31 protein-coding genes and 1 pseudogene are annotated in these 26,849 nt (G+C 69.5%); 19 read left to right on the top strand and 13 right to left on the bottom strand.

All coding sequences use genetic code 11. The features are described from left to right. The first annotated feature begins 89 nt into the window (after window positions 1-89). Window positions 90-1,490 (top strand): NCS2 family permease, encoded by a 1,401-nt coding sequence (locus AQJ67_RS42715; protein ID WP_062725315.1) that lies wholly within the window; start codon window positions 90-92, stop codon window positions 1,488-1,490. A gap of 10 nt (window positions 1,491-1,500) precedes the next feature. On the opposite strand, the gene AQJ67_RS42710 is transcribed toward AQJ67_RS42715, so the two are convergent. After that, a complete protein-coding gene (locus AQJ67_RS42710) occupies window positions 1,501-1,683 on the bottom strand; it encodes a ribbon-helix-helix protein, CopG family (RefSeq protein ID WP_030048376.1) in 183 nt (60 codons plus the stop codon). A 164-nt stretch (window positions 1,684-1,847) separates the two neighbouring features. Between AQJ67_RS42710 and AQJ67_RS42705 the strand changes: the two genes are divergently transcribed. Together AQJ67_RS42705 and AQJ67_RS42700 are read left to right on the top strand one after the other, a co-directional pair. Beyond that, entirely contained in the window at window positions 1,848-2,285 is a 438-nt protein-coding gene (locus AQJ67_RS42705; protein ID WP_062725313.1) for a MarR family winged helix-turn-helix transcriptional regulator, read from the top strand. Between the two features lie 24 nt (window positions 2,286-2,309). Then, window positions 2,310-3,671 (top strand): MFS transporter, encoded by a 1,362-nt coding sequence (locus AQJ67_RS42700; protein ID WP_107123139.1) that lies wholly within the window; start codon window positions 2,310-2,312, stop codon window positions 3,669-3,671. On the opposite strand, the gene AQJ67_RS42695 is transcribed toward AQJ67_RS42700, so the two are convergent. Both AQJ67_RS42695 and AQJ67_RS42690 read right to left on the bottom strand, forming a co-directional pair. After that, window positions 3,672-4,259, bottom strand: coding sequence for a Uma2 family endonuclease (locus AQJ67_RS42695; RefSeq protein WP_062725309.1), 588 nt, complete (start codon window positions 4,257-4,259; stop codon window positions 3,672-3,674). Window positions 4,260-4,368: 109 nt separating this feature from the next. Next, on the bottom strand, window positions 4,369-4,887 hold the full coding sequence (locus AQJ67_RS42690) for a GNAT family N-acetyltransferase (RefSeq protein ID WP_062725306.1): 519 nt from the start codon (window positions 4,885-4,887) through the stop codon (window positions 4,369-4,371). Between the two features lie 25 nt (window positions 4,888-4,912). Between AQJ67_RS42690 and thpR the strand changes: the two genes are divergently transcribed. Continuing rightward, window positions 4,913-5,485: an RNA 2',3'-cyclic phosphodiesterase gene (gene thpR, locus AQJ67_RS42685; protein ID WP_062725305.1), complete on the top strand. Its 573-nt coding sequence runs from the start codon at window positions 4,913-4,915 to the stop codon at window positions 5,483-5,485. 319 nt (window positions 5,486-5,804) lie between these two features. Here the strand turns inward: thpR and AQJ67_RS42680 are convergent, their stop codons facing one another. Next, a complete protein-coding gene (locus AQJ67_RS42680) occupies window positions 5,805-6,797 on the bottom strand; it encodes an aldo/keto reductase (protein WP_062725303.1) in 993 nt (330 codons plus the stop codon). A gap of 147 nt (window positions 6,798-6,944) precedes the next feature. Between AQJ67_RS42680 and AQJ67_RS42675 the strand changes: the two genes are divergently transcribed. Then, complete coding sequence (locus AQJ67_RS42675; protein ID WP_062725300.1) at window positions 6,945-7,871, top strand: nuclear transport factor 2 family protein; 927 nt, start codon at window positions 6,945-6,947, stop codon at window positions 7,869-7,871. 95 nt (window positions 7,872-7,966) lie between these two features. Here AQJ67_RS42675 and AQJ67_RS42670 read toward each other — a convergent pair whose 3' ends face one another. Next, window positions 7,967-8,617, bottom strand: coding sequence for a maltokinase N-terminal cap-like domain-containing protein (locus AQJ67_RS42670; RefSeq protein WP_062725298.1), 651 nt, complete (start codon window positions 8,615-8,617; stop codon window positions 7,967-7,969). Window positions 8,618-8,659: 42 nt separating this feature from the next. Continuing rightward, window positions 8,660-9,340, bottom strand: coding sequence for an SGNH/GDSL hydrolase family protein (locus tag AQJ67_RS42665; protein ID WP_062725296.1), 681 nt, complete (start codon window positions 9,338-9,340; stop codon window positions 8,660-8,662). A 201-nt stretch (window positions 9,341-9,541) separates the two neighbouring features. On the opposite strand from AQJ67_RS42665, the gene AQJ67_RS42660 reads away from it, so the two are divergent. The 5 genes and pseudogenes from AQJ67_RS42660 to AQJ67_RS42640 all read left to right on the top strand — a co-directional run bounded on the left by AQJ67_RS42660 (window position 9,542) and on the right by AQJ67_RS42640 (window position 14,398). Continuing rightward, window positions 9,542-10,531: a hypothetical protein gene (locus tag AQJ67_RS42660; protein WP_062725294.1), complete on the top strand. Its 990-nt coding sequence runs from the start codon at window positions 9,542-9,544 to the stop codon at window positions 10,529-10,531. Between the two features lie 164 nt (window positions 10,532-10,695). Beyond that, on the top strand, window positions 10,696-11,322 hold the full coding sequence (locus tag AQJ67_RS42655) for a hypothetical protein (protein WP_062725292.1): 627 nt from the start codon (window positions 10,696-10,698) through the stop codon (window positions 11,320-11,322). Then, window positions 11,319-11,870 (top strand): hypothetical protein, encoded by a 552-nt coding sequence (locus AQJ67_RS42650; RefSeq protein ID WP_062725290.1) that lies wholly within the window; start codon window positions 11,319-11,321, stop codon window positions 11,868-11,870. The genes AQJ67_RS42655 and AQJ67_RS42650 overlap by 4 nt, the downstream gene beginning before the upstream one ends. Window positions 11,871-11,886: 16 nt before the next feature. Next, window positions 11,887-12,583, top strand: a pseudogene (locus tag AQJ67_RS42645) (ABC transporter permease); the annotation flags it as partial. Between the two features lie 261 nt (window positions 12,584-12,844). Beyond that, complete coding sequence (locus AQJ67_RS42640) at window positions 12,845-14,398, top strand: cellulase family glycosylhydrolase (RefSeq protein WP_062725288.1); 1,554 nt, start codon at window positions 12,845-12,847, stop codon at window positions 14,396-14,398. 97 nt (window positions 14,399-14,495) lie between these two features. On the opposite strand, the gene AQJ67_RS42635 is transcribed toward AQJ67_RS42640, so the two are convergent. The 4 genes from AQJ67_RS42635 to AQJ67_RS46405 form a co-directional block, all read right to left on the bottom strand. Next, a complete protein-coding gene (locus AQJ67_RS42635; protein ID WP_062725286.1) occupies window positions 14,496-14,945 on the bottom strand; it encodes a glutaredoxin domain-containing protein in 450 nt (149 codons plus the stop codon). A gap of 58 nt (window positions 14,946-15,003) precedes the next feature. Beyond that, window positions 15,004-15,474 carry a hypothetical protein gene (locus tag AQJ67_RS42630; protein ID WP_062725284.1) on the bottom strand — a complete coding sequence of 157 codons (471 nt, stop codon included), beginning with the start codon at window positions 15,472-15,474 and terminating at the stop codon, window positions 15,004-15,006. Window positions 15,475-15,576: 102 nt separating this feature from the next. Then, window positions 15,577-15,810, bottom strand: coding sequence for a DUF397 domain-containing protein (locus AQJ67_RS42625; RefSeq protein WP_062725281.1), 234 nt, complete (start codon window positions 15,808-15,810; stop codon window positions 15,577-15,579). Continuing rightward, on the bottom strand, window positions 15,794-16,075 hold the full coding sequence (locus AQJ67_RS46405; protein WP_244190795.1) for a hypothetical protein: 282 nt from the start codon (window positions 16,073-16,075) through the stop codon (window positions 15,794-15,796). The genes AQJ67_RS42625 and AQJ67_RS46405 overlap by 17 nt, the downstream gene beginning before the upstream one ends. Before the next feature lie 229 nt (window positions 16,076-16,304). On the opposite strand from AQJ67_RS46405, the gene AQJ67_RS42620 reads away from it, so the two are divergent. Genes AQJ67_RS42620 through AQJ67_RS42605 form a run of 4 tightly spaced genes read left to right on the top strand, consistent with a single transcriptional unit; the run spans window position 16,305 to window position 18,612 of the window. Next, the gene (locus tag AQJ67_RS42620) at window positions 16,305-16,562 is read left to right on the top strand and encodes a hypothetical protein (protein WP_062725279.1); all 258 of its coding nucleotides are present in this window, start codon (window positions 16,305-16,307) and stop codon (window positions 16,560-16,562) included. Further along, a complete protein-coding gene (locus AQJ67_RS42615) occupies window positions 16,537-17,070 on the top strand; it encodes a DUF6879 family protein (protein WP_062725276.1) in 534 nt (177 codons plus the stop codon). Before AQJ67_RS42620 ends, AQJ67_RS42615 begins: the two co-directional genes overlap by 26 nt. Before the next feature lie 22 nt (window positions 17,071-17,092). Further along, window positions 17,093-17,944, top strand: a complete 852-nt coding sequence (locus AQJ67_RS42610; RefSeq protein WP_062725274.1) for a helix-turn-helix domain-containing protein — start codon at window positions 17,093-17,095, stop codon at window positions 17,942-17,944. 50 nt (window positions 17,945-17,994) lie between these two features. Next, window positions 17,995-18,612: a DUF5753 domain-containing protein gene (locus tag AQJ67_RS42605; protein WP_244190794.1), complete on the top strand. Its 618-nt coding sequence runs from the start codon at window positions 17,995-17,997 to the stop codon at window positions 18,610-18,612. Here AQJ67_RS42605 and AQJ67_RS46400 read toward each other — a convergent pair. Both AQJ67_RS46400 and AQJ67_RS42600 read right to left on the bottom strand, forming a co-directional pair. Continuing rightward, on the bottom strand, window positions 18,589-18,891 hold the full coding sequence (locus tag AQJ67_RS46400) for a hypothetical protein (protein ID WP_079056535.1): 303 nt from the start codon (window positions 18,889-18,891) through the stop codon (window positions 18,589-18,591). The genes AQJ67_RS42605 and AQJ67_RS46400 overlap by 24 nt on opposite strands. Then, the gene (locus AQJ67_RS42600) at window positions 18,872-19,297 is read right to left on the bottom strand and encodes an ATP-binding protein (RefSeq protein WP_062725269.1); all 426 of its coding nucleotides are present in this window, start codon (window positions 19,295-19,297) and stop codon (window positions 18,872-18,874) included. The genes AQJ67_RS46400 and AQJ67_RS42600 overlap by 20 nt, the downstream gene beginning before the upstream one ends. A 189-nt stretch (window positions 19,298-19,486) precedes the next feature. Between AQJ67_RS42600 and AQJ67_RS42595 the strand changes: the two genes are divergently transcribed. The 3 genes from AQJ67_RS42595 to AQJ67_RS42585 all read left to right on the top strand — a co-directional run bounded on the left by AQJ67_RS42595 (window position 19,487) and on the right by AQJ67_RS42585 (window position 21,786). Further along, window positions 19,487-20,356, top strand: coding sequence for a helix-turn-helix domain-containing protein (locus tag AQJ67_RS42595; protein WP_062725267.1), 870 nt, complete (start codon window positions 19,487-19,489; stop codon window positions 20,354-20,356). Next, window positions 20,275-20,532: a DUF397 domain-containing protein gene (locus AQJ67_RS42590; RefSeq protein WP_341846200.1), complete on the top strand. Its 258-nt coding sequence runs from the start codon at window positions 20,275-20,277 to the stop codon at window positions 20,530-20,532. Before AQJ67_RS42595 ends, AQJ67_RS42590 begins: the two co-directional genes overlap by 82 nt. Before the next feature lie 147 nt (window positions 20,533-20,679). Further along, window positions 20,680-21,786 (top strand): serine hydrolase domain-containing protein, encoded by a 1,107-nt coding sequence (locus AQJ67_RS42585; protein ID WP_062725262.1) that lies wholly within the window; start codon window positions 20,680-20,682, stop codon window positions 21,784-21,786. Between the two features lie 60 nt (window positions 21,787-21,846). Here the strand turns inward: AQJ67_RS42585 and serC are convergent, their stop codons facing one another. Continuing rightward, entirely contained in the window at window positions 21,847-22,965 is a 1,119-nt protein-coding gene (serC, locus tag AQJ67_RS42580; protein WP_062725260.1) for a phosphoserine transaminase, read from the bottom strand. Window positions 22,966-23,145: 180 nt separating this feature from the next. On the opposite strand from serC, the gene AQJ67_RS42575 reads away from it, so the two are divergent. Beyond that, window positions 23,146-26,064 (top strand): FAD-binding and (Fe-S)-binding domain-containing protein, encoded by a 2,919-nt coding sequence (locus AQJ67_RS42575; protein WP_062725258.1) that lies wholly within the window; start codon window positions 23,146-23,148, stop codon window positions 26,062-26,064. Between the two features lie 120 nt (window positions 26,065-26,184). Beyond that, window positions 26,185-26,757 carry a hypothetical protein gene (locus tag AQJ67_RS42570; protein ID WP_062725256.1) on the top strand — a complete coding sequence of 191 codons (573 nt, stop codon included), beginning with the start codon at window positions 26,185-26,187 and terminating at the stop codon, window positions 26,755-26,757. Window positions 26,758-26,849: the final 92 nt, after the last annotated feature.

Here is a 26,849-nt window from a genome sequence, read left to right as displayed (position 1 = left end):
TACGCGCGGAGATCGCCGTTTCCGGCTTTATATGTTCATACTGAAACGGTTTATGCCTGACCACTTCTCTTCGTAGGAACAGCCAAAGCATGCCCGCATACGGCGCACTCGACCGCTACTTCAAGATCTCGGAGCGGGGCAGCACCCTGTCCCGGGAAATCCGCGGCGGTTTCGCCACCTTCTTCGCGATGGCCTACATCATCGTGCTGAACCCGATCATCCTCGGCAGCGCGAAGGACATGTACGGCCACCAGCTGGACAACGGACAGCTGGTGACGGCGACGGCCGTGACAGCGGCGTTCACCACGCTCCTCATGGGCGTCATCGGCAACGTACCGATCGCGCTCGCCGCCGGACTCGGCGTGAACTCGGTCGTCGCGCTCCAGCTGGCGCCGCGCATGTCCTGGCCGGACGCCATGGGCATGGTGGTCCTGGCCGGCTTCGTGGTCATGCTGCTCGTCGCCACGGGGCTGCGCGAGCGCGTCATGAACGCCGTGCCCTACAGCCTGCGCAAGGCCATCTCCATCGGTATCGGTCTGTTCATCATGCTGATCGGCCTCGTCGACTCCGGCTTCGTCTCCCGGATCCCGGACGTCGCCCAGACGACCGTGCCCCTCCAGCTCGGCGGCGACGGTCACCTCAACGGCTGGCCGGTCCTGGTCTTCGTCCTGGGCGCGCTGCTCACCCTCGCGCTCATCGTCCGCAAGGTCTCCGGCGCGATCCTGATCTCGATCGTCGCGATGACGGTGCTCGCCGTGATCATCGAGGGCGTCGCGAACGTGCCGTCCTGGGGCCTGACGACCCCGAAGTGGCCCGGCAACCCGGTCGCCAGCCCGGACTTCGGCCTGATCGGAGAGTTCAGCCTGTTCGGCGGCTTCGACAAGGTCGGCGCGCTGACCGGCACCCTTTTCGTCTTCACCGTCCTGCTGTCCTGCTTCTTCGACGCCATGGGCACGATCATGGGCGTCAGCGACGAGGCGAAGCTGACCGACGCCCAGGGCCAGATGCCGGGCATCAACAAGGTGCTGTTCGTGGACGGCCTCGCCGTCGCCACGGGCGGCGCCAGCTCCTCCTCGGCCACCACCGCCTTCGTGGAGTCCACGGCCGGCGTCGGCGAGGGCGCCCGTACCGGTTTCGCGAACGTGATCACCGGCGCCCTGTTCGCCGTGGCGCTGTTCCTGACACCGGTCGCCACGATGGTCCCGTCCCAGGCGGCCACCCCCGCCCTGCTCGCGGTCGGCTTCCTGATCATGGCGAACTCCGTCAAGGAGATCGACTGGGCCGACTACACGGTCGCGATCCCGGCCTTCGTGACGATGCTGATGATGCCGTTCACCTACTCGATCACCAACGGCATCGGCATGGGCTTCATCACCTTCGCGGTGCTGCGCCTGGCCGCCGGGCGGGGGCGTGAGGTGCCGGTGGCGATGTACGTCGTGGCGGCGGTCTTCGCCTTCTACTACCTGATGCCGGCACTGGGGCTGACCTAGGGGGCGCGGCTCATGTGAGGCCGTAGAACTTCTCGGTCTCCTCGACCGCGGACTGGAACCGCTCGTCGAAGTCATCGCGGATGAGCGTCCGGACGACATAGTCCTGGACGCTCATTCCTCTTTTCGCCGCATGCTCCTTGAGTCGTTCGAGCAGCTCGTGGTCTATCCGCAGGCTGAGCACGCTGGTCCCCATGGCACGAGGGTCGCGGCACTCTTCGGTGCGGTGTGTCACGTTCCGCTGCCGGATCACCCATATGAGTGACGCCGCGCTTCAGTGGCGAGCATCACGGGCATCGTTGCGTGCCCTCTGTATTTCCGGGTGGTCTTTAGCGAGAGTAATGAGTTACTCTAAAGAACATGTCGGACCTTACCCATGGCGACAACGTAGCCGCCGTGAACTCCCTGCGCTCCGCAGTGATGCGACTGTCGCGTCGGCTCAAGCACCAGCGGGTCGACGAGTCGCTGAGCCCCACCGAGATGTCGGTGCTGGGCACCCTCTCCCTCTGCGGCAAGGCCACCCCCGGTGAGCTCGCCCGCAAGGAGCACGTCCAGCCGCCGTCGATGACCCGCATCGTCGCCCTGCTGGAGGCGAAGGGCCTGGTCCGCCTGGAGCCGCACCCCGAGGACCGGCGCCAGAAGGTCGTCACGAAGACGGAGCAGGCCGAGGCGATGCTCGAGGAGAGCCGCCGCAAGCGCAACGCCTTCCTGGCCACCCTGGTCGAGGGCCTGGACGAGGACGAGTGGGCGAAACTGCGCGCCGCCGCCCCCGTGCTGGAGAAGCTCGCACATCTGTAAGCAGTCACGAGGAGGCGAACCCTTTTGAGTACGGGACCCGGAGCAGACTCCGCCCCCGCACCGACCACCCACGACTCCCCGCCCGCCCCCGAGCCCCGCAAGTCCTCGATGTTCAGCTCGCTGAAGGTCAGGAACTACCGCCTCTACTTCCTCGGCCAGGTCGTCTCCAACACCGGCACCTGGATGCAGCGCATCGCCCAGGACTGGCTGGTGCTCAGCCTCACCGGCTCCGCCACGGCCGTCGGCATCACGACGGCCCTGCAGTTCCTGCCGATGCTGCTCTTCGGTCTCTACGGCGGTGTCCTCGTCGACCGGCTGCCCAAGCGGCGCACGCTCCTGGTCACCCAGTCCTCGATGGCCCTCACCGGCATCGCGCTGGCCGTCCTGACCCTCACCGGTCATGTCGCGGTCTGGCACGTCTATCTGGCCGCCTTCGCGGTCGGCCTCGCCACGGTCGTCGACAACCCGGCCCGTCAGTCCTTCGTCAGCGAGATGGTCAATCCGGACCAGCTGCAGAACGCGGTCAGCCTGAACTCCGCGAACTTCCAGTCGGCCCGGCTGATCGGTCCCGCCGTGGCCGGCCTGATGATCACCGGCGTCGGCACGGGCTGGGCGTTCCTCGCCAACGGCCTGTCCTTCGTCGCGCCCATCGCCGGTCTGCTGCTGATGCGGACGCGTGAGCTGTACGACGTCCAGCGGGCGCCGCGCGGCAAGGGCCAGCTGCGGGAGGGCCTGCGCTATGTCGCCGGGCGCCCCGAGCTGATCTGGACGATCGTCCTCGCCGGGTTCGTCAGCACCTTCGGCTTCAACTTCCCCGTCTACCTTTCCGCCTTCGCCGACGACGTCTTCGATGCCGGCGCCGGCTCCTACAGCCTCTTCAACACCCTGATGGCGGTCGGCTCCCTGGCGGGCGCGCTGCTCGCGGCCCGGCGCGGTACGGCCCGGATGCGGGTGCTGGTCGTGGGGGCGGTGGCCTTCGGCGTGATGGAGATCGTCGCCGCGTTCGTCCCTTCCCTGTGGCTGTTCGCCCTGCTCATGGCCCCGATCGGCATGTTCGGCATGACGGTCAACGTCACCGCCAACAGCAGCATCCAGATGTCCACCGACCCGAGCATGCGGGGCCGGGTGATGGCCCTGTACATGATGGTCTTCATGGGCGGCGCCCCGCTCGGCGCCCCGATCGCCGGCTGGATCACGGACGCGTACGGCGTCCGGGCGGGCCTGGCGGTGGGCGGCGCGATCACGGCGACCGCGGCCGTCGTCATCGCCCTGGTGCTGGCCCGCGTGGGCGGACTGCGGCTGTCGGTGGGATGGGATCAGGGGCGTCCGCGCGCCCGGTTCGTTCCTCGTGAGGAGCGGGAGGAGCAGTTGGCCACGGCTGCGTAGTCAGTCGCGCGGGAACTCGTCGGTCTTGAGGGCGAGGCCGACGACGGTCCCGGTCAGGTCGATCTCTTCACCGAATCCGAAGCTGACCTCGGAGTGGTACTGGCCGTCCTTCGGCAGGGTGTGCAGGTGCCACTGCGCGGTGTACGGGTTCACGATGAGGTACACCGGCACTTCGGCGAGGGCGTAGGTTTCCTTTTTCGGGCCGTAGTCGTTGCCCGCCGTGTCCTTGGAGATGACCTCGGCCACGAATTCGACGTCCTGATAGCGCCAGCGGCCCTTGCTGTCCTTCACCGACCGCTCGGCCATGGCCGCCAGATCGCAGGCGAAGCCGTTCAGATGGCCGGGAAAATCGATCCGCACGTCCGATGCCAAGCGCTTTTGCGAGTACTTGGCGTCCAACTGCTTCGCGATGCCGAAGATGATCTCCCAGTGGTTCTGCCGCTGCGGTGACATGAAGATGTTCCCCCCGACGATCTCTACCTTCGTACCCTCGGGGATGGGCATCTTCTGAACGCACTCGAACAAGACGTCCAGAGTCAGCTCGCCGTGCTCCTCGGCCATCTCGATCCTGTCGTCAAGGACGGTCATCGTGGCGCTCCTCCCCGGCTGCTCCTCGGACGAGTGCAGCCGCGCAGTACAACGATACGCACGGTGACCGGGGCACGTGTGGTCATGGTCACGTCGCGGCCGGAGGTGGCTAGACCCTCCGTGCCAGTACCTGCCCCGGCCAGTCGTCCCTGCCCGTGTACGTCTCGGTGCGGACGAAGCCGTTGTTCTCGTAGTAGCGGACCAGCTTGCCGTCGGCGCCCGCGTAGCAGTCCACGCGGAGCAGGGAGACGCCCGCTCGGCGGGTTTGCTCGGCGGCGTGGTTGAGCAGGGCGCTGCCCACGCCGTGGCCCTTGAAGCGGCGGTCGGAGGCGAGCCAGTGGATGTAGCGCTCGGGTTCGCCGGGTGGCGGGAGGTGGGCGAGGTAGGCGCCGGGGGCGTCGGTGAGGGTGAGGGTGGCGGCCGGGACGCCGCCGGCCTCAGCGATGAAGACGCTGCCCTCTTGCATGTGCCGGGTCACCGACTCCACCGTCCTGGAGTTCTGCGACAGCGGCTCCGTACCCCACTGTCCGGTGCGTCCCTGCCCGACGAGCCACTCCACGCAGCTGTCGAGCATGCCGAGTATCGCGGGGATGTCGTCGCGTCCGCCGTCCCTGATGGTGATCTCCATCCCGTCATGGTGCCAGGCTGGATGCATGAGACTCTTCGCCGCCGTACTGCCGCCCGAGGACGTGGCCGATGAACTGGCCGTCGAGGTCGCCGAGTTGCGGAACCTGCCCGGCGCGGACGGGCTGCGATGGACCGGCCGCCCCGGATGGCACTTCACGCTGGCCTTCTACGGCGAGGTCGACGACGACCTCGTACCGGATCTGTCGGCGCGGCTGGAGCGGGCCGCGCGGCGCACCGCCTCCTTCGCGCTGGCGCTGCGCGGCGGCGGCCAGTTCGGGCACGGCAGGGCGCTGTGGGCCGGGGCGGAGGGGGACCTGGCGGCGTTGCGGCTGCTGGCGGACCGGAGTGAGGCGGCGGCGCGGAAGGCAGGGGTGCCGATGGGGGAGCATCGGCGGTACAAGGCTCACCTCACGGTGGCGCGGAGCCGGTCGGCGGTGGACGTGCGGCCGTACGTCGAGGCCCTCGGGGAGTTCACCAGCCGGACCTGGACCGTGGGCGAGCTGGCGCTGGTGCGCAGCAATCTGCCGAAGTCCGGGGTGGCGGGCGAGCAGCCCCGGTACGAGGTGGTCGCCCGCTGGCCGCTGGAAGGGGCCGGTTAGGCTCGGTCCCGTGGACCCGAAAACCCGGAACCGGATCATGGCCGGTGCGCTTGTGCTGATGTTCGTGCTGGTCGCGGTGGCGGCGGTGCTGGGCAGGTAGGTGGCTGGGCGGCTAGGTAGCTAGGCAGGTAGGCACGCCGGGGGACTGCGGGGCCCGTCGTTCGGCTGCGGGCCGGTGGGGGCTTGTCGCGCAGTTCCCCGCGCCCCTTGGGGGTTGGGGGCGCCGGTCTTTAGCAGGCGACGTGCGCTCCTTGGGGCGTTGGGGCGCCGGCCCCTAGTAGGCCACGCGCCCCCCGGAGCGTCGCAAGTCAGCGGCCCATTACCAGGCGAAGGCCTCCGGAGACGGGCCCGGGCCGGGGAAGATCTCGTCCAGGCCTGCCAGGAGCTCGTCGCTCAGTTCCAGTTCCACCGCGCGCAGGGCGGAGTCGAGTTGTTCGGCCGTGCGGGGGCCGACGATGGGGCCGGTCACGCCGGGGCGGGTGAGCAGCCAGGCCAGGGCGGCCTCGCCGGGCTCCAGGCCGTGCTTGTCGAGCAGGTCCTCGTAGGCCTGGATCTTCGCGTGCACCTCGGGGCCGGACATGGCGCCCGCGGCCCGCCCCTCGCTGCGCCGGCCGCCCTTGATCTCCTTCTTCAGCACGCCGCCGAGCGCACCGCCGTGCAGCGGCGACCACGGGATGATGCCGAGGCCGTACTCCTGCGCGGCCGGGATGACCTCCATCTCGGCGCGGCGCTCGTAGAGGTTGTAGAGGCACTGCTCGCTGACCAGGCCGATGGTGCCGCCGCGGCGGGCCGCGACCTCGTTGGCCTGGGCGATCTTGTAGCCGGGGAAGTTGGACGAGCCGACGTAGAGGATCTTGCCCTGCTGGACCAGGACGTCGATGGCCTGCCAGATCTCCTCGAAGGGAGTGGCGCGGTCGACGTGGTGGAACTGGTAGAGGTCGATGTGGTCGGTCTGCAGCCGCTTGAGCGACGCGTCGACGGCCCGCCGGATGTTCACGGCCGACAGCTTGTCGTGGTTGGGCCACGCCTCGCCGTCGGCGCCCATGTTGCCGTAGACCTTGGTGGCGAGGACGACCTTCTCGCGGCGTTCGCCGCCCTTGGCGAGCCAGTTGCCGATGATCTCCTCGGTACGGCCCTTGTTGTCGCCCCAGCCGTAGACGTTCGCCGTGTCGAAGAAGTTGATGCCTGCGTCCAGCGCCGTGTCCATGATCGCGTGGCTGTCGGCCTCGTCGGTGTGCGGACCGAAGTTCATGGTGCCGAGGACGAGCCGGCTGACCTTGAGTCCCGTGCGTCCGAGCTGCGTGTACTTCATGGCACTCCACGCTAGTCGCGTGGAGTGCGCTCTAGGCAAGCGCTTCCCCCGTTCCGGGCACCTTGATCCTTGACGCTAACCATTGGTTAGTGCTTTCCTCTGGTGAGTACTAGCTTGAAGTTTCAATATGCTCGGAAAGAGGGCACCGTGACCCCCACCTCTCCTGCCCGCAGGGCCCTTGTCGCCGCGCTCGCGGCAGTAGCCCTCGCCGTCCCCGCCGCGCCCGCGGTAGCTGCCCCGCCGAGCGTCGCGGCGCACCAGATCGGCTACGGCGACCAGGCGCGCCTCGCGTATCAGAAGTACGTCGCCGCCCGCGTCCTGAAGGGCGTGTTCGAGCAGGGGGACACCGAGGTCGTCGACCGTTATGTCCGGCCGGACTACATCCAGCACAACCCGCTGGCGCCGGACGGCTCGGAGACGCTGAAGAACCTGGGCAAGTTGATTCACGAGCAGTTCCCGGACGCGGAGTACGACATCAAGCGGGTCGTCTCCGAAGGGGACCTGGTGCTGGTGCACTCGAACGTCGTCATGACCCCCGGCACGCGCGGCCAGGCCGTCTTCGACATCTTCCGCTTCCAGGGCGGGAAGATCGCCGAGCACTGGGACGTGGGGCAGAACGTGCCGGAGGGCTCCGCCAACGGCAACGACATGTTCTCGACGGTGAGCTGGCCGCGGACGGAGCAGCCGGGGGCACCGTGGTCAACCGCCTACAACGAGCGGCTCGTGACCAAGGCGTTCGACCAGCTGCTCGTGCGCAAGGACCTCTCGGCCATTGACCGGTACTGGGGTTCCGAGTACCACCAGCACAACCCGACCATCGCGGACGGGGTGGCGGGCGTGAAGGCGGGGCTCGGGGCGTACTTCGAGGCGTTTCCGCAGCTCAAGGTCGTGCCGAAGCGAGTGATCGCCGAGGGCGACCTGGTCGCCGTCCACAGCCACTACGTGAACGCGCCGGGAGAGCGCGGGCAGGCCGTCCTGGATCTGTTCCGGGTGCGGAACGGGAAGATCGTGGAGCACTGGGACGTGATCCAGGACGTCCCGGCGACGTCCGCGAACGACAACACCATGTTCTAACCGACAACACCATGTTCTAACCGACAACACCATGTTCTAGCGGTACGGGAGCCGAGGAAGGCCAGGCGACCTGGCCGTGTGTGAGGCGGCCTCCTTCAGCCCCGAGGGGCCGGGTGCAGGACGGCGAACAGGGCTCGCGCCCGGGTGTAGTCCGGCGTCTGCCAGACACCGGTGAGGTGGCCGACCGCCCCCTGGGGCACCGCCAAGTCGGTTCGCAGGACCCGGTGCAGGCGCAGGGCCGCCCCGTCGGAGGCGCGCAGCTCGGTGCCGTGCTGGTCGTCCGTGGCCGTCATGAGCCGGTCGCCGGCGGGCAGGCCGTCGCCGGTGTAGGCGGGGGCGACCTCGTGGTCGGGGGTGTCGCTGATGCTCTGGGCCATCGCCTGGGCGCGGCCCTCGATCAGGGCCAGCAACTGGGCGACCAGCACCGGGTCGTGGACGCCGTCGTAGGCCCAGCGCGGGCCCAGCACGCCGTGCTCCATCGTGCCGACGAGGGCGTGCTCGGCGCCGGGGAGGGGAGCGCCTCGGTAGGTGAGCGGTACGAGGTAGGGGACCGGGGCGGCGCCGGAGGTGTCCGTGGCCACCATGAACTCGATGCCGACCTCGCCCTCGGGGTCGTCCAGCCGGAAGCCACCGGCCTTGGTCAACTCCGGTTCGCCCGTGCCGACATACCAGGGGCGGGTGGGCAGCCAGGAGGTGAGCAGTTCGAGCTTGGTGGGCTTGAGGGTGGTGCGGTGGATGATCGCCATGCCGCACAGGCTCTCATCGGACCAGGGTCGGGGCGAGGAGGGTCAGGGCGCGTAGGGCTCGCCCAGGTCCCACGCCTGGTACATCGCCCCCGCGAACGCCTCCGCGATCTTGTGCTCGCCGCTCGCGTTCGGGTGCGTACCGTCGTAGGTGTCGAGGTGGATGTCGTACGACGGGGGTGGGGACGTCAGCAGGAGGGGGGAGCGCGGCTCGTCGAGGTCCGCGAGGGCCTTCGCGAGGAGTTCGTTGAAGCGGGCGACCTCGGTGGCGAAGGGTTCCTCCGCCTCGGCGCGGATGTTCGGGATCACCGGCAGGACGACGATGCGCACCCGGGGGTTCGCCGAGCGGGCCTCGGCCACGAAGGACCGTACGTTCTGCGCGGTCTGCTCGGCGTTCGTGTAGAAGCCGAGGTCGATCAATCCCAGGGACACCAGCAGCACGTCCGCACGGCACGACCGCACCGCCCCGCCGATCAGCGGCGCCATGTGCAGCCAGCCCTCGCCCCAGCCGGCCAGGTGGGCGCGGGGGAAGGCCGGGTCGGGGTCGGCGTACTCGTACGAGGTGGGCGCGTCCGTCGCCTTGTCGTAGAGCGTCTCGCGCGGGCCGACGAGGGCGAAGGGGCCGCCGTACGTCTTACGCAGGTGCTGCCACATGCGGTAGCGCCACGTGTGTTCGCCGGCGCTGCCGATGGTCTGGGAGTCGCCGACGGGCATGAACCTGAGCATCCGCTCATGATGGACGATCGCTACCGGAGGGTAGGAGCGGGCGGGGGTGTGAAGCCTGCCACGCCTGCCACGCGCCTGCCACGCCGGGTGGGGCGGTGCGCGGAGGTGGCGGACGGGCGCCGCCCCCCGCCCCGCCACCGTCCGCCGACCCGTCCGCCGACCCGTCCGCCGAATCGCCGGGCCGGATGGCAGGCTTGGCTCATGCGTCGACCGATCGCCCTACTCGCCGGACTCCTGCTCGCGGGGGCCTGCGCCCTGCCTGCCTCCGCCTCCGCGGCCGACGGAGACGGCAAGGGCAACGAGGACTTCACGATCAAGGACCCGCGCATCACCGAGTCCAGCGGTCTCGCCGCCTCGCGTCAGCACCCCGGTATCTACTGGACGCACAACGACCAGGACGAGGGCGCCTACCTCTACGCCGTGGACAGCGGCACCGGCGAGACGGTCGCGAGGATCACCATGACCGGCGTGGGCACCCCGCGTGACGTCGAGGCGATCTCCATCGGGCCGGACAACGAGATCTGGGTCGGCGACATCGGCGACAACGACGGCGTGCAGTGGCCGTACGTCTGGATCTACCGCCTCCCCGAGCCCAAGACGCTGAAGGACCAGACGATCCGGGCCACGCAGTACGTCGTGAAGTACTCCGACGGCACCCGTGACGCCGAGTCGCTCGCCGTGCACCCCAAGACCGGGCGCGTCTACATCATCGACAAGCAGGAGGACGGCGGGCACCTGTACGAGGGCCCGGCCAAGCTCTCCGCCTCCGGCACGAACGTCTTCAAGCCCACTGTCCCCGTCGACCTCTGGGCCACCGACGCCGCCCTCTCCCCGGACGGCCGGACCCTCGCCGTACGCGGCTACTTCGGCGGCATCGCCTACGACTGGAACGGCGGCAAGCTCAAGCGGCTGGAGCGCATCAGCGTCCCCCTCGGCCAGGGCGAGTCCGCCAGCTACTCGACCGACGGCACCAAGCTGATGCTCGGCAGCGAGGGCGTCGGCAGCGCGGTGGTCGCGGAACCCGCGCCCGGGGACGCCGGGTCCTCCGACTCGTCGTCCGGAAGCGGCAGTTCGGCTTCGTCGGACGACGGGGGCCACGGCCCTGACGGCAAGCTCAAGGTGGGTGCCTTCGCGGTGATCGCCGCGTGTGTGGTCCTGTTCGGGATGCGGCGGCTGTTGCGGAGGGGATGAGGGGGGATCGCGCAGGATCGCGAGCGGGCGGCGGGGCCTGACGGGGCCCCTGATAGCGTCACCCGGGCCCAGCCCGCCGATCTTGCGACCTTGCGACCTTGCGACCTTGCGACGTTGCGATCGTGCGCCCCAGCGATCTCGTGCGAAGGACCATCCCGCTCCGCATGGACAACCCACCCGTGGCACCCGACATCGCCCAGGTGCTCAAGCACAACCGCACACTGCTGTACCGGCACACGGCCGCGCGCCTCGCGCTCGCCGCGGGCCTGTTCGCGGTGCCGTTCGCGGCGCACACGGTCGGGTACGACGCCGCCCTGCCCGCGTACGGCATCCCGGCCGCCTTCTTCGTGCTGATCTTCCTCGCGCTCCGGCTGCGCCACGGCTCCCGGCTCAAGGTGTGCGGGCAGGTGCTGCGCACCTATCCGCTGGAGTACCGCACCCGGGTGTCCAAGAAGGGCTCCGAGTGGAAGTACCTCGGCACGGTGCACACCGTCCGGCTTTCGTTGCGCGGGCAGCACGGTGCCCCTTCGCTGCGTGCGGTCAACGCCTCGACGGTGCGCGGCTGGCCGGAGGAGGCCGAGGAGGGCGGCGCCTGGTTCGCCGGTGACCCGGCCTTCGGCGGCGTCATGATCGTGCCGGGGAGCAACGCCATGCTCTTCGTGCAGCCCGCCCCCTGGGAGAAGTACGAGGAGGAACGCGCGCAGGCCGGGCCGCAGCGCACCTTCCTCGCCGAACAGGCGGGCATCTCCCGGCTGTTGGAGAAGGAACCGAATGTCATGGTGGCCGGATGAAGCGCGTCCTCGGCTGGGTCTCCGGCGTCCTCCTGGCCCTCGTCACCGCCTTCTGGTGCGTCACCTCGACCGCCGACCTGGCCCTTTCCGCCGGCCTCTACGGCACCCGGGGCACATACAAGGTCGAGCGCTGCTACGACACCGATCCCCGGGGCAAGAACTCCGACTACGACTGCTACGGCGACTTCACGCCGGACGACGGCACCGCCGACGACGCGGTCTCCGTGGACCTCGAGGACACCGGGCGCGACTACCCGGACGGCAGCGAGTTCGAGGCGCGGCAGGGCATCGAGGCGCAGACCGTTCAACGGGTCGGGTTCTGGGGCGTCGTGGGCGAACTCTGGCAGGTCTCCCTCTGCGTGGCCGTCCTCGCGGTCCTCGCCTACCAGGCGATCAAGCCGCGTGGGACGGACCGACGCCGCGAGGACCCTCGCCGGGAGCCGTCGAGGCGCCAGAAGGTGGCCGACCGGGTGGGGTACGCCGTCCTGGTCGCCGTACCCGTGGGGCTGCTGAGCTGGATCGCCATGGTGGCGGAGCCGACGTCCTAGGTCGACGACAACGCGGCTGGGGCCCCATGCCCCGGTCCTCCTCTACGGCTATGTCTTCGGCAGCGCCATGAAGGTGCCCGGCGGCGGGGACTACAAGGACTTCCTGATGCCGGGCATGTTCGTGATGACGATGGCCTTCGGCTTCATCAACACCGCGACGCTGGTCGTCTTCGACTCGACCAAGGGCGTCATCGACCGCTTCCGCTCCATGCCGATGGCCTCGTCCGCCGTGGTCGCCGGGGCGCGGGATCACCGATCTGCTGGCCGCCTGCGCCGAGTTGGCGATCATGATGCTGACGGCCTTCGCGATGGGCTGGCGGCCGGACGGCGGCCTCGGCTTCCTCGGCGCCTTCGGTCTGCTGCTGTGGCTGCGGTTCGCGCTGATCTGGATCGGCGTGTGGCTGGGGCTGCTGGTGCCCAACCCGGAGGCCGCCGGTGGCCTGTTCGCCGTCGCCTTCCCGCTCACGATGATTTCCAGCATCTTCGTCGCGCCCCAGCTGATGCCCGACTGGCTCGGCTGGTTGGCGGCCTGGAACCCGATCTCCTCCACGGCGGCGGCCAGCCGCGAGCTGTTCGGGGTGCCGGGCGAGGCGGTGGCCGGGGACTCGTGGGTCGAGCAGCATGCGCTGCTGATGGCGGGGGTGTGGCCGGTGATCCTCACGGCGATCTTCCTGCCGCTGGCGGTGCGCCGGTTCCAGAAGCTGAGCCGGTGACGGGGTCTGGTCGGGTCCGATTGCGGTCCGGTCGGGTCCGATCGTGGTCGGTCGGGTCCGATTGCGGTCCGGCGGGTCCGATCGTGGTCCGGTCGGGTCCGATCGTGGTCCGGTCGAGCCCGACCGTGCCCGGGCTGAACCGGAGAATGCCCGCGCACCTCCTTGACGTGCCCATGGCGCGTCAGTTTCCTGGGAGGTGCGCGGTGCATGGGAGCGCTCCCATCGTTCCGGGGCCGCGCTACCCCGAGAGGAACAAGGGACATGTTCCGCAGCTTGCGAAGAGCGTTGTGCGTGGCCGCGGCGGCGCTGCTGTTACCGCTGGGGGCCGGGGCGCAGGCCGCCGACGCGGCGAGGCCCGGCGAGGTACGGGCCGCCGCCGAGGCCGGCGCCGGCTACTGGCACACCAGCGGCCGGCAGATCCTGGACGTGGCCGGGCAGCCGGTCCGTATCGCCGGCATCAACTGGTTCGGCTTCGAGACCGGCAACCACGTCGTCCACGGCCTGTGGGCCCGCGACTACAAGAGCATGCTCGACCAGATGACCTCGCTGGGCTACAACACCCTCCGCCTGCCCTTCAGCGACGACATCCTCAAGTCAGGCACGATGCCGGACAGCATCAACTACGCCGACGGCAAGAACGCGGACCTGCAAGGGCTGACGTCCTTGCAGGTCATGGACAGGATCGTGGCGTACGCCGGTCAGATCGGCCTCAAGATCGTCCTCGACCGGCACCGTCCCGACGCGGGCGGCCAGTCGGCGCTCTGGTACACCTCGGCGGTCCCCGAGTCGACCTGGATCGCCAACCTCAGGTCGCTGGCCACGCGTTACGCCGGCAACCCGACCGTCGTCGGCATCGACCTGCACAACGAGCCGCACGACCCGGCCTGCTGGGGCTGCGGCGACACGACCCGCGACTGGCGCCTCGCCGCCCAGCGGGCCGGCAACGCGGTCCTGGCCGCCAACCCGAACCTCCTCGTCATGGTCGAGGGTGTCCAGTCGTACAACGGCGTCAACGGCTGGTGGGGCGGCAACCTCATGGGCGTCGCCCAGTACCCGGTCCAACTGGACGTCCCCAACCGGCTCGTCTACTCGGCCCACGACTACGCCACCAGCGTCGCCCAGCAGCCCTGGTTCAGCGACCCGTCGTTCCCCGACAACCTGCCGGGCGTCTGGGACAAGTACTGGGGCTACGTCTTCAAGCAGAACATCGCCCCGGTCTGGCTCGGCGAGTTCGGTACGACACTCCAGCCCGCGGCGGACCAGAAGTGGCTGGCCACGCTCGTTACCTACCTGCGCTCGACCTCGACGTACGGCGCCGACTCCTTCCACTGGACCTTCTGGTCCTGGAACCCCAACTCCGGCGACACGGGCGGCATCCTCAAGGACGACTGGCAGACCGTCGACACGGTGAAGGACGGCTACCTGGCGAGCATCAAGGCACCGGGCTTCCCGGCCGGCGGCGGAGGTGACCCCGACCCGGACCCCGACCCGGACCCTGACCCGGGTGGCGGTTCGGCCGCATGCACCGCCGCCTACAGCGTCAGCAGTGACTGGGGTGGCGGGTTCAATGCGGAGGTGAAGGTGGCCAACACGGGGACGACTCCGCTCAAGTCCTGGAAGGTGACCTGGACCTGGAGCGGCACCCAGAAGGTCACCAGCATGTGGAACGCCTCCTACACCCAGAGCGGCGGCACCGTCAGCGCGTCGAACGCGGACCACAACGGGGCGATCGGGGTCGGTGGTTCGGCGAGCTTCGGCTTCTCGGGGGCGCCTGGTGGTGGGGGCATGCCTGGTGTGAGCTGCACGGCGACCTGAGGACGAGGTGCGCGGCTACGTGAGTGTGAGGGGCGCCCGGGTTGGTGCCGGGTGTCCCTCCGCCCCCTGGGGGCCGGCCATGCGTTCATGTTCTTGTTCATGTTCTTTCCGCACCCGTGCGGGACAGTTGTGCGCGCACCCATGCATGACCGGGGTTGACGTGCGGCCGACCTGCCACGACCACGGTCGGCACGGTCTCGTCGCCGTCGTTGGCCGCCCTGACGGATGCCGCTCCAGCGGGGTCCTGCCAGATGTCGACCCAGTGCAACCGGTGGGCATCACGGCCCAGCCGGATGCGCAGTCGCAGGCAGTACTTGCACCCCGGCCGCCAGAACACGATCGGCCGGCCGTCGACCGCACTGCGGCGCTGAGCCTCCAGCGCCCCGATCGACCTCGGGAAGAACAGAGGCGAGTTCACGCCCGCGAGCAGCACGAACAGCATCAGGAGTGCGGCGGCCGCGCCCGGGGCCCCGCTGAGGACCAGCCCGGCGGCCACGACTGATCCGCAGAGCACGAACAGCGTCGGCAGGAACCAGGCGCGCGTCATGGGGATGAAGGTTATCCGCGGTTGTGCAAGGTGCGCGGCGCACGCGGATGTCGCCCCCTCATCCTTGCAGCGGACACGGGAGTTCGCGGGACTGGTGGCTCGGGTCGCACATCACCAAGGCCAGGGAAAGGTACGAGGGTCGTTCGAGGTAAAAGCCGAGGGACACGTCGCTGCCTGCTGCCAGCCGCTCGGCGGTGGAGGTGACGAGACGGGTGAGGTGACGGGCATCGCGCTGGGCCGGGGAGGCGAACCGGGGCGTGTACTCGGCCAACCGGTCGCTGAGCCAGGCGGCCCCTGCCCTCGGGTCTTGCCAGGTGCCACGGACCAGCGAGCGTGGTTTGACGAGCCAGTACGCCGTTTCCAGCGGTGGCAGATCCGATGCGGGGAACTCCGCGGCGACCTCACGGTAACGCTGGATCAGTTCGGGCCTGCTACCGGCCGGGGGCGGTTCGGGGTGGGGCGGGCGGCGCAGTGCCTCCTGATCGAAGCGGGTCTTCGGGCCGATCCAGAGGTAGCCGTGGTGGTGCACGGGGTGTCCCGTTCCGTTTCGGTGCCGTCTTGCTGGAGTCGGCGGTCCTGGCCGCGGTTGCCCTGAGCCAGGACCGGCCCTGGGAGTGGAGGCTGAGGAGGCTCAGCTGGACAGGCCGAAGCGCGCCGGATCGATGCCGGCCACGGTCAGTTCCTGCGTGGTGAAGCGGAGGGGCTGCGCGTCCGGCCGTTTGCTGTCACCGAGCGCCCAGGCGTCGTCGCCGATCCGGGCGAGGGTTACGCAGGACTCGCCGTCGGGGTGGGTGTTGCCGCCGCAGGCCCTCGCGAAAGCGGCGTCGGATAGGTCCAGCGCGTACAGGTCACTTCGGTTCGGCATTGCTGCCCCTTCCTGTTCGGTGTGCGGTGGGCGTGTGCACGCCAGAGGAGTGGTCCCGGATCTCGGTGGCGTGGCGCGCGGCCTGCGTGATGTCGCCGGACTGCTTACAGGCCACGAGCTGCCGCCAGTTGGCGGCGCAGACGTCGCAGTCGGAGATGGGCATGCAGTCCAGCAGCCATGCGTCGAAGCCGTCAGGTAGCTGTGCTGAAGGCCGGGAGGGGGCTCGTGTGGCGATGGCCGAGGGATGGCTTGTGCCCTGCCTCATGGTGGCGCTCCTCAGCGGCGTCGGCCAAGCCTCGGGAGGCTCAGCTGCCTCGCCGGGGATGGTGGTGCGTCACCAAGCTAGGAGGGAGACGGGCACCGGATCCAGTGATGTGCACCAATGTGCGCATGGCGTTTTAACAGGGTGATTACTGCACTGCCCTCTTGCCCGGACCGCCATTGAAAGCCACATTGGTGCACATCAATGCACGGCAACGAAAGTGGAGGGAACCATGCGCTTACAGTTCATCGGGATCGACCCGGACACGGGGAAGATCGGGTCCCCAACCGCGTGGGTGGACGTGGAGAACGCGGACATCGTTCTCCAGAGCTACACCGCCGACGAGGAGACGCGATCGGAGTGCGTGAAGAACACCGCACCCGGGCATGCGCAAGGCATTCCTGACCACGAGACGGTGATCCGCATTCCCGCCCGCCTGGTGCCGATGCTGAGGGAGGCTTGTGATGCCGCAGAGCGTGCCCAGCTTTGACGAACTCATGGCGGCCGCACAGCGCTCCGCCGTACACCTCGAAATGCGCGACCAGTACGCCGTCGGTGACGAGGCAGACGACTTCGACAACTGGCTGAGTACAGGCCGGAGGGACACCGATCCTGCCTCGGAGTACTGGGCGCCCTGGGTCGACCTGATCTCTCGTACGGTCGCCCGTGGCGTCGTCGTTCGCCGTGCTCGTATCGTCTCCGAACCGGCCACCGACTACATCCGCTACGAGCACGCGAGCACCGCCGTCAATGTGACGGCGGGCGAACAGGTGCGGTGGCTGCCCCGCTCTCGGGCGGTCGATCTGATGCTGCCGGGCGCGGATCTGTGGATCTTCGACGGGACACAGGTCCTCTTCAACCATTTCACCGGCGTCGGTGAATGGGCCGACCCGGCACATGAGTTGCGCACCGAGCCGAGTATCGTCAAGCAGTGCTCGGACGCCTTCGAGGCAGTCTGGGAACGCGCCGTTCCACACGACACATACGAGATCCACTGACAGAAGCGTTGTTGGCCAGCTCATGTCCCAGTCGCCGTCCTCCTCCGCCCAAGCCGCGCGTGAGAACGTGGCGCGGCGACTGCGCGACTTGAGGAGGAACGCCGGCCTGACAGTCACCGAGCTGGCCAACGAGTGCGGTTGGCACCACGCCAAGACCTCACGCATCGAGAACGCCCGCACCCCTCCGTCACCGACGGACATCCGCCTGTGGTGCCGCGCGGTCGGCGCCATCGATCAGGCCCCAGATCTGATCGCGGCCTCACAGCACGCGGAATCCCTGTACCGCGAGTGGCGACAGCGCGTGCGCACGGGCTTGGCAAAGCTGCAGGACAGCTATGTCGAGCTTTACCGGGCAACCGAGTTGCTGCGCGAATACTCCCCGGTTCTGGTCCCGGGATTGCTCCAGACCGAGGGATACGCGCGGGCCCTGCTGAGTATGAGCGCCCACTTCCTCGGAGTTCCCGACGATGCGGCGCAGGCCGCCGCGGCGCGGGTTCAGCGGTCGCAGGTGATCCATGAGCCCGGCCATCGGTTCGTGCTCCTCATCGAGGAAGCGGTACTTCACTACCAACTCGGCGATGCCGAGGCGATGGCCGCGCAACTGGGATACCTCCTCACGGCCGGGGCGCTCCCGCAGGTGTCATTCGGCATCATCCCGACGGCGACCCGTGACCGAGCTATGTGGCCGCAGGAGACGTTCACCGCACACGACGACACCCTCGTGTCCGTGGAGCTGGCCACAGCTGAGGTGAACATCACCCAGCCCTCCGAGATCGCGCTCTACCTGAGGGCGTTCGAGCAGCTTCGGAGCATGGCCGTGTACGGAGCGGACGCCCGGGCCTTGATCGTGAAGGCCATCGACGCCCTGCGCTGATCAGGACGGCGTGACGCACCTTCAATGTGAATAAAGGGAAGGGCAGAGCCATGACCAAGGCTGAAAGCCGGCAGGTACGCCCCTGGCAGGAACGAGTGGAAGCCGGGCATCGGCCTGTTCAGGAAGAGTGGAAGTCCCTGGTCCACGCTTCGCAGACCTTGCGCTCCTGGGTGCCTGGCATTGTTCCTGGCCTGTTCCAGACGGCCGACTATGCGCGGTGCATCTTCGAAAGTCTGGCGGAGCTGAGGAACACCGCCAGGGACACAGATGACGCGGTACGCGCGCGTATGGAGCGACAGGAGTGGCTGCATCTTCCCGGCAAGGAGTTGCATGAGCTGATCTGGGAAGGGGCGCTGTGCGCCCGGCTCGGTTCACCGGAGGTCATGGCGGTGCAACTGGACAGGATCCTCGCAGCGTTGGACCTCGACAGTGTGCACCTTGGCGTGGTGCCGTTCGACGCCGTGCTCCGGCTGCCGGTCGGCAACGCCTTCACGATCGTGGACGACCGTCTCGTCGTGATCGAGGACTGGTACGCCGAGCACTGGCTCGACGCCCCGGATGCGGTCGCTTTGCACCGACGGGTCTGGGAGACGCACGCCGCGTCTGCCGTGTACGGCTCCGAGGCCAAGCGGATCGTCACCCGGCTACGTCGAGCCCTCGACGGCTGAGTGCAGCACGTACAGGCGTACCGGATCGTCCCCGCCGCGCCAGAGGGGAGGCCCGGGGTGGCGGGGTGGAAGCTGCCAGCAGGCTTCCTCGGGCAGGAAGGCCAGGTAGCGGCCGGCTGCGCGGTTGCGCCTGGCCCAGCGGCGCCAGCGGGCGTCGTGCGGGTTCGGTAGCCGCGGTACGTACGGGTCTGGCGCCCTGACCTCCCGCGCAAGGTCCCGCTCCCGCACCGCCGGGCGGCCGAGCAGTCGGGCGACCGCGTCATAAAGCAGCCGGAACATGAGCCCTCGCCATCGACTCGGTGAGCGTGAACCGGGCCCACACACACTTCGCGTACGGCTCCTGCCGGTGCCCCCAGGTGTCGGCAAGCTCCCCCACGAGAGCGAGTCCGCGTCCGCCCTCCTCGTCCGGGCCGGAGTCTTGGGTTCGGGGCAGCCGGTCCCTGTCCGGGTCGCACACCTCCAGGAGCAGCTCCCGTCCGTCGAGGGTGAGCGTGACCTTGACCTGGGCGTAGGACGTGCGGCAGTGGGTCACGGCGTTGGTGACGAGTTCGTTGGCCGACAGGAGGACGGCGTCGGCGAGTTCATCTGTGATGCCCCAGTCCGCGAGGGCCTTCCGGATGTGCTGGCGGGCGGTGGGGACGTGTCGTCTGCGCTTGGGGATGCGGAAGGTTTCGGTTGCGGGCATGGGCGGGCCTACCTCCTGACGCGACGTCAAGGATGCGCTCTGTCGAAGCGCCTTTCGAAGCTATGGGCTCATCCAGAATCCGCGCAACAAGAATCGGTGTATGCATGCACAGATGTCGCTCGATCGTGGGATGTGCTCCCGGAGTTGGTGGTTGGTGTGGCATCGTTTCCGCCGGAGAGGGGAGGTCCCATGCCGACAGGTGCACGGCCGACGGTGCGCAGCAGGCGCCTGGGCGCGGCGCTCAGGCAGTACCGGCAAGCCGCCAAGCTCGACCAGCCGCAGGCTGCCGAGGTCATTGCATCAAGTCAGGCCAAAATCAGCCGTGTTGAGAGTGGGCACTCCACGCCGCGCGTGATCGAGGTGCGGCTGCTGCTGGACGCGTACGGCGTCACGGACTCGGAAGTGCGCTCCAAGCTGGAGGAGTTGGCCAAGCACTCCAAGAAACAGGGGTGGTGGCGTGAACACAAAGGGCACCTGCGGCCGGACTACCTTGATTACATTGCGTTGGAAGACGATGCTGTTCATATCCGCCAGTGGCAGTCGGTCCTGATCCCGGGACTTCTGCAAACCGCGGCTTACGCGGAGGCGGTTATCTCGGGTGGTCCCACAGCCCTTGCCTCTGACCATGTCGCCCGTTTGGTGGAGGTGAGGAAGCGACGGCAGGAGAGGATCGCGGAAGGTGGGGCAAGATACTCCGCCGTCATCTGGGAAGCGGCCATTGAACATCCCCTGGCGAGCGTCGACATCCACCGAGAGCAGCTGTCGGCGCTCATTGAAGCCGGGGAGAGGGAGAATGTCACCGTGCAGGTTCTGCCGTTCAGTGCAGGAGCACTGGTGGCTGCCACCTCTGCCTTCATCGCCTTCAGCTTCGACACCGAGTCGGCAGTCGAGGTGGTGACCATGGACGACCTGATGAGCACATCGGTCCTTGAGTCCCCTGCCGATTTGGTGGTGTTCGCCAACGCATTCGACCTGCTGTGCTCATCGGCGTTGACGCCGGAGGTGAGCGCGAAACTTATCCAGAGCAAGCTGCGAACCTTCGAGAAAGGTACGTCGTGACCGGTGTCACGGGCTCGTTCCAGAGGTCCTCTTACTCTGCGCAACTCAACGAATGCGTAGAAGTGGCCGTTACCGAGACCGGCGGCCGGGCCGTCCGCGACAGCAAGCAGCACAACGGCCCCCTGCTCATCGTCTCCCGCGACAGCTGGCAGGCGTTCCTGCAGCAGATCGTGTAGTCGTCCCGCACACGACGAAGGGCGCCCCGCGGTGATCCGCCGGGGCGCCCTTCGCTGTTCTGTGCCGAGGAGCACATTCTGTTTACTCGACATTACGTAATAACGTAATGTCGAGTGGGACTGGTGATCTCGACGGGGGAGCAACCCATGAACCGAAGGAAGTTTCTCGGCGCGACGGCGACGGCCACGGCGGCGGCAGGAGTGTCGTTGCTGCCGGGCAACGCCGCGGCCGCCGGCGACGGCCTGCCCGCGCTGGTCAGGCGATACCTGGACCAGGCAGTGGCCGCGGGCAGTCCGAGTGTGATCTGCGGGGTCGTCCGCGGCTTGCGTACGTACGTGGAGGGCGCCGGCGCGGCGGTGGGGCGGGCGGCGCCGGACGGCAGGACGGTGTTCCAGCTCGGGTCCATCACCAAGACGCTCACCGCCACGGCTCTCGCGCGCGCCGTCGGCACGGGCGCGGCCCGCCTGGACGCGCCGCTCGTGCTGCCCGCTGGGTTTCCCGTGCCGCGCAAGAGGGCTCGGCGGATCACCCTGGCCCACCTGGCGACCCACACCTCCGGCCTGCCCTCCCTGCCGCCGAACCTGCTCGCGGAAGCGGATCCGTACGACCCCTACGCGCACTACACGCTCGACGACCTGGCCGCCGGACTGCGCGACACGGAGCTGAGCACCGAACCGGGGGCGGTCTACGCGTACTCGAACCTGGGGTTCGGATTGCTCGGCCAGGCGCTGGCCTTCGGCGACGTCGACGCGATGCTGCGGCACCGGGTGGCGGCGCCGCTCGGCATGGTCGACACGACGACGACCCTGCGGCCGGACATGGTGTCCCGCAAGGCTGTCGGGCATGTCGGCGGAGAGCCGGTTCCTGACTGGCACGACCGGGTGCTCAGCGCGGCCGGGACGTCGATGTACAGCACCGCCGACGACATGGTGCGCTTCCTGCGCTCCCAACTGCGGCCCGAGATCTCGCCGTTGCGGGACGCGATCGAACTGACCCAGCGGCCCCGGTTCACGGTGAACCGGAACCTGCGACTGGGGCTCGGCTGGCACCTGAGCCGGCTGCCCGGCGGTGCCACCATGACCTGGCACAACGGCGGCACCGGCGGGTTCAGCACCTGCGCGGCGTTCAGCCGGGAGAGCGGCGTGGCGGTGGTCATGATGGTGAACACCTTCAGCGAGGAGACCCCGACCGCCGCCCGCCCGGTCGACGCCCTCACCTTCCGGCTGCTCGGCGAGCTCGGCGCGGCGGCCTGAGTACGACGAAGGGCGCCCGGTGTTCGCCGGGCGCCCTTCGCGTGTCGTACGAGAGAACGACTACAGCTTCTCGATGACGTAGTCGATGCACTTCGTCAGCGCCTCGATGTCCGCCGGGTCGATCGCCGGGAACATCGCGACGCGGAGCTGGTTGCGGCCGAGCTTGCGGTAGGGCTCGGTGTCGACGATGCCGTTGGCGCGGAGGGTCTTGGCGACGGCGGCGGCGTCGATCTCGTCCGAGAAGTCGATCGTGCCGATGACCTGGGAGCGCTTGGCCGGGTCCGTGACGAACGGGCTGGCGTACTTGATGTCCTCGGCCCAGCCGTACAGCGTGCGGGCGGAGGTGGCCGTGCGGCGGACCGCCCAGTCCAGGCCGCCCTGGCCGTTGATCCACTCCAGCTGCTGGTTCAGCAGGAAGAGGGTGGAGAGGGCCGGGGTGTTGTACGTCTGGTTCTTGCGGGAGTTGTCGATCGCCGTCGGGAGCGAGAAGAACTCCGGGACGTGGCGGCCGGACGCGTGGACGCGCTCGGCGCGCTCGATCGCGGCCGGGGAGAAGACGCCGATCCACAGGCCGCCGTCGGAGGCGAAGGACTTCTGCGGGGCGAAGTAGTACACGTCGGTCTCGGAGACGTCGACCGGGAGGCCGCCGGCGCCCGACGTCGCGTCGACCAGGACCAGGGAGCCCTCGTCCGCGCCCGCCACACGCTTGATCGGCATCGCGACACCGGTCGAGGTCTCGTTGTGCGTGAAGGCGTAGACGTCGACGCCCGCCTCGGCCTGCGGCTCCGGGTGGGTGCCGGGGTCGCTGGCGATGACGGTGGGCTCGGCCAGCCAGGGGGCCAGCTTGGCGGCCTTCGCGAACTTCGAGCTGAACTCGCCGAAGTTCAGGTGCTGCGACTTGTTCTCGATCAGGCCGTGCGTCGCGACGTCCCAGAACGCCGTCGAGCCGCCGTTGCCGAGGATGACCTCGTAGCCCTCGGGGAGCTGGAACAGCTCGCGGATGCCCTCGCGCACCTGGCCGACCAGGTTCTTGACCGGGGCCTGGCGGTGGGAGGTACCGAGGAGGGAGGCTCCGGTCGCGGCCAGCGCGTCCAGCGCTTCCGTCCGCACCTTGGAGGGGCCCGCGCCGAAACGTCCGTCGGCGGGCTTGATGTCAGCGGGAATCTGGATCTCAGCCACGGGGGGAGCGTAGCTGTTTCGGGAAACCTCGGTGAAACCTCGTCCGTCGGGTGAGACGGCGTTTCGGCTGGCGTCGGAGCTGGGGGCCGCCGCCCCCAGAGCCCCGCTTCGGCCTGAACGGCCTCGTCCTCAAACGCCGGACGGGCTGGAATGGCGGACGTCGGCTGGTTTGCTGGAGGGATGAGGGATCTCGAAGCCGCGCTGCGTACCGCCGTCCAGGGTGAGGTCCGGTTCGACGTCACCGCCCGGGCACTGGTCACCATGGACGCCTCCAACTACCGGCGTGTCCCACTCGGTGTGGTCGCACCACATGACGCCGACGACGTCGCCGCCGTACTGGAGGTGTGTCGCGACCACATGGTGCCGGTCGTGGCCCGTGGCGGCGGCACCTCGATCGCGGGACAGGCCACCGGCACGGGCGTCGTCCTGGACTTCACGCGGCACATGAACAAGCTCGTGTCGCTGGACCCCGCGACCCGTACCGCCGTCGTCCAGCCCGGCCTCGTCCTCGACCGTCTCCAGGACGCCGCCGCCCCGCACGGGCTCCGCTTCGGGCCCGACCCCTCCACCCACAGCCGCTGCACGCTCGGCGGAATGATCGGCAACAACTCGTGCGGCTCGCACTCGGTGGCGTGGGGGACGACCGCGGACAGTGTGCGGGGGCTGGACGTGATCACCGCGCGGGGGGCGCGGCTGCGGCTCGGGCAGGAGTGGGCCGGTGCGCCTCAGGGGCTGCGGGAGCTGGTGGAGGGGGACCTGGCCCGGCTGCGGACCGGCTTCCCCGAGCTGCCCCGCCGTATCTCCGGATACGCGCTCGACGCGCTGCTGCCCGAGAAGGGCGCCGATGTCGCCCGGTCCTTCTGCGGGAGCGAGGGCACCCTCGGAATCCTCACCGAGGCGGTCGTACGGCTGGTGGAGGCGCCACGCGCGCGTGCGCTCGCCGTGCTGGCGTACCCCGACGAGAGCGCGGCGGCGGAGGCGGCCGCCGGGCTGCTGCCGTACGGGCCGCTCACGGTGGAGGGCATGGCGGCCGACCTGGTGCCCGACCCGGCCGCGCTGCCGGCCGGCGGTGCCTGGCTGTTCGTCGAGACGGGCGGGGAGTCGGAGGGGGAGGCACGCGCGCGTGCGGAGGCGATCGTGCGGGGCGCCGATGTCGTCGACGCCCTCGTCGTCACCGATCCCGCCGGGCAGCGGGCCCTGTGGCGCATCAGGGAGGACGCGAGCGGTACGGCGACCCGGATGCCCGACGGGAGCGAGGCCTGGCCCGGCTGGGAGGACTGCGCGGTGCCGCCGGCGCGGCTCGGGGCCTACCTGCGGGACTTCCGCGCGCTGCTGACCGCCCACGGGCTGCGCGGGACGCCGTACGGGCACTTCGGCGACGGCTGCATCCACGTCCGCATCGACTTCGACCTGCTCACGGAGGCGGGCGTCGGCCGCTTCCGGCGGTTCTCGGAGGAGCTCGCCGAGGTCGTCGTGGCACACGGGGGCTCGCTGTCCGGGGAGCACGGGGACGGGCAGGCGCGGGCCGAGCTGCTCCCGAGGATGTACGGGGAGGAGATGGTCGGCCTCTTCGAGCGGGCCAAGGGGGTGTGGGATCCCGACGACCTGCTCAACCCGGGCATGCTGGTGCGCCCGGCGCCCCTCGACTCCAACCTCCGCTTCTCCGTGCTGCCCCGGAAGCCGGTCGACGTCGCCTTCGGGTACCCGGCCGACGGCGGCGACTTCTCGGCGGCCGTACGGCGCTGCGTCGGGGTCGCCAAATGCCGTACGACGTCGGCGACCGGCTCCGCCGTCATGTGCCCGTCCTTCCGGGCCACCGGCGACGAGGAGCACTCCACGCGCGGGCGTGCCCGGCTGTTGCACGAGATGCTCGCCGGGGAACTGGTGACCGACGGGTGGCGTTCGACGGAGGTGCGGGACGCGCTGGATCTGTGCCTGGCCTGCAAGGGCTGCCGGTCCGACTGTCCGGTCGAGGTCGACATGGCCACGTACAAGGCGGAGTTCCTGCACCACCACTACGAGGGGCGGCGCCGCCCGGCCGCGCACCACAGCATGGGGCGGCTGCCGCAGTGGCTGCGCCTGGTGGCACGCACGCGTACCGCGTCGCTGGTCAATGCCTTGGCCGGCGTAGGGCCGTTGGCGTGGGTGGCGAAACGGCTCGGTGGCATCGCGCCGGAGCGGGAGATTCCGCGGCTGGCGACACGGACGTTCAGCCGGTGGTGGGAGCGGCGGCGCGGGACGGCGGCGGCCGCCGGAGAGGGCCTGGGCGGGGGCGGTGAGCTGGTCATTCTGTGGCCGGACACCTTCACCGAGCACCTCTCGCCGTCCGTGGGGCAGGCGGCCGTACGTGTGCTGGAGGCGGCCGGGCTGCGGGTGGCGTTGCCGCCGACGGTGCGTATGAGGACGCCCTCGGGGGAGGGGGGAGCCGACGGGGGCGTGGCGGTGGCGATGGACCCGGTCTCGCTGCTCCGGGGGCGGGGGCGGGTCTGCTGCGGGCTGACGTACGTCTCCACGGGGCAGCTCGACCGCGCCCGCGCGGTGCTGCGCCGCACGCTCGACCTGATGGAGCCGGTGCTGGAGGGCCCCGCGCCGGTCGTCGTCCTGGAGCCCAGCTGCGCGGCGGCTCTCCGCTCGGACCTGCCGGAGCTGCTGCACGACGATCCGCGGGCCCGCCGGCTGGCCGACCGTGTCCTGACCTTCGCGGAGGCCCTGGAGCGGCTCGCTCCCGACTGGACGCCGCCGCGCGTCGAACGGCCTGTGGCCGGCCAGACCCACTGCCATCAGCACGCGGTCCTGGGCGACGCACCCGATCGCCGTCTGCGCGACGCGGCGGGTCTCGCCGGGGAGCTGAGCGGCGGCTGCTGCGGTCTCGCGGGCAACTTCGGCTTCGAGAAGGGGCACTTCGAGGTGTCGGTGCGTTGCGCGGAGGAGCAGTTGCTGCCGGGCGTGCGGGCGGCGCGGGAGGGGGCCGTGGTGCTGGCGGACGGGTTCTCGTGCCGGACACAGCTGGAACAGCTGGCTGGGGTGCGGGGGCGGCATCTCGCGGAGGTCCTGGCGGACGCGCTGGACGGCGGTGGCGATGTGGTGAGCGAAGCGTGAAGGGTTCGGTCCCGCATTGCCTACTGATCAGTCGTGCTCTACGTAATTGATCGATCAAGTACTTCACAGGGGTGCGGCCCATGAGGGGGCGGCCCCTAGAGGAAAGGACGTACCACGTCCATGAAACCCCCCACCTCACGCCTGCTGCGCGGAGCCCTCGCGACCACGGCCGCCGGTCTCGCCGCGCTGCTCCCCCTGGCCGGCACCGCGACCGCCTCGCCGTTCGTCGGGCACGCCCACCGCACCGTCACCACGGCCGACGGTGACACCTTCCGGCTGAAGCTGGCCGCCGCCCCGGCTGTCCTGCCCGCGCAGGGCGGCACGGCGTACGTCAAGGGCACCGGATACAACCGCGCGCAGGGCATCTTCCTGGCCTTCTGCGTGATCCCCGACAGCGTCCGCGTGGGCGACCCCGCCACGTACACCCAGGTGCCCACTCCGTGCCTCGGCGGCCGGGAGGCGACGGACGGCTCGTCCCGCCGCATCACCGACACCGGCACGGGCACCCCCGGGGTCACGATCCCGTACGAGGAGGGCGGCTCGTTCCGTACGACGCTCAACCTCAGGCCCGAGATCGCCGACGGCGTCGTGTGCGATGTGAACGTGCGCTGCGCGATCGTCACCCGGGCCGACTTCACGGCCACCGGAGTGAGGCTCTACGACCAGTACATTCCGGTCCACTTCGGCCGCTGAGTGGCTTCGTAGGCTGGTCTGATCCCGTCCGGTCCAGCTTGGTCCGGCCCGAGTCGGCTTGATCCGGCTCGATCGACCGTCCGCAAGGAGCC

The sequence above is a fragment of the Streptomyces caeruleatus genome (genome assembly GCF_001514235.1).
GTDB lineage: Bacteria > Actinomycetota > Actinomycetes > Streptomycetales > Streptomycetaceae > Streptomyces > Streptomyces caeruleatus.
This window is presented reverse-complemented; position numbering and strand designations above follow the sequence as displayed.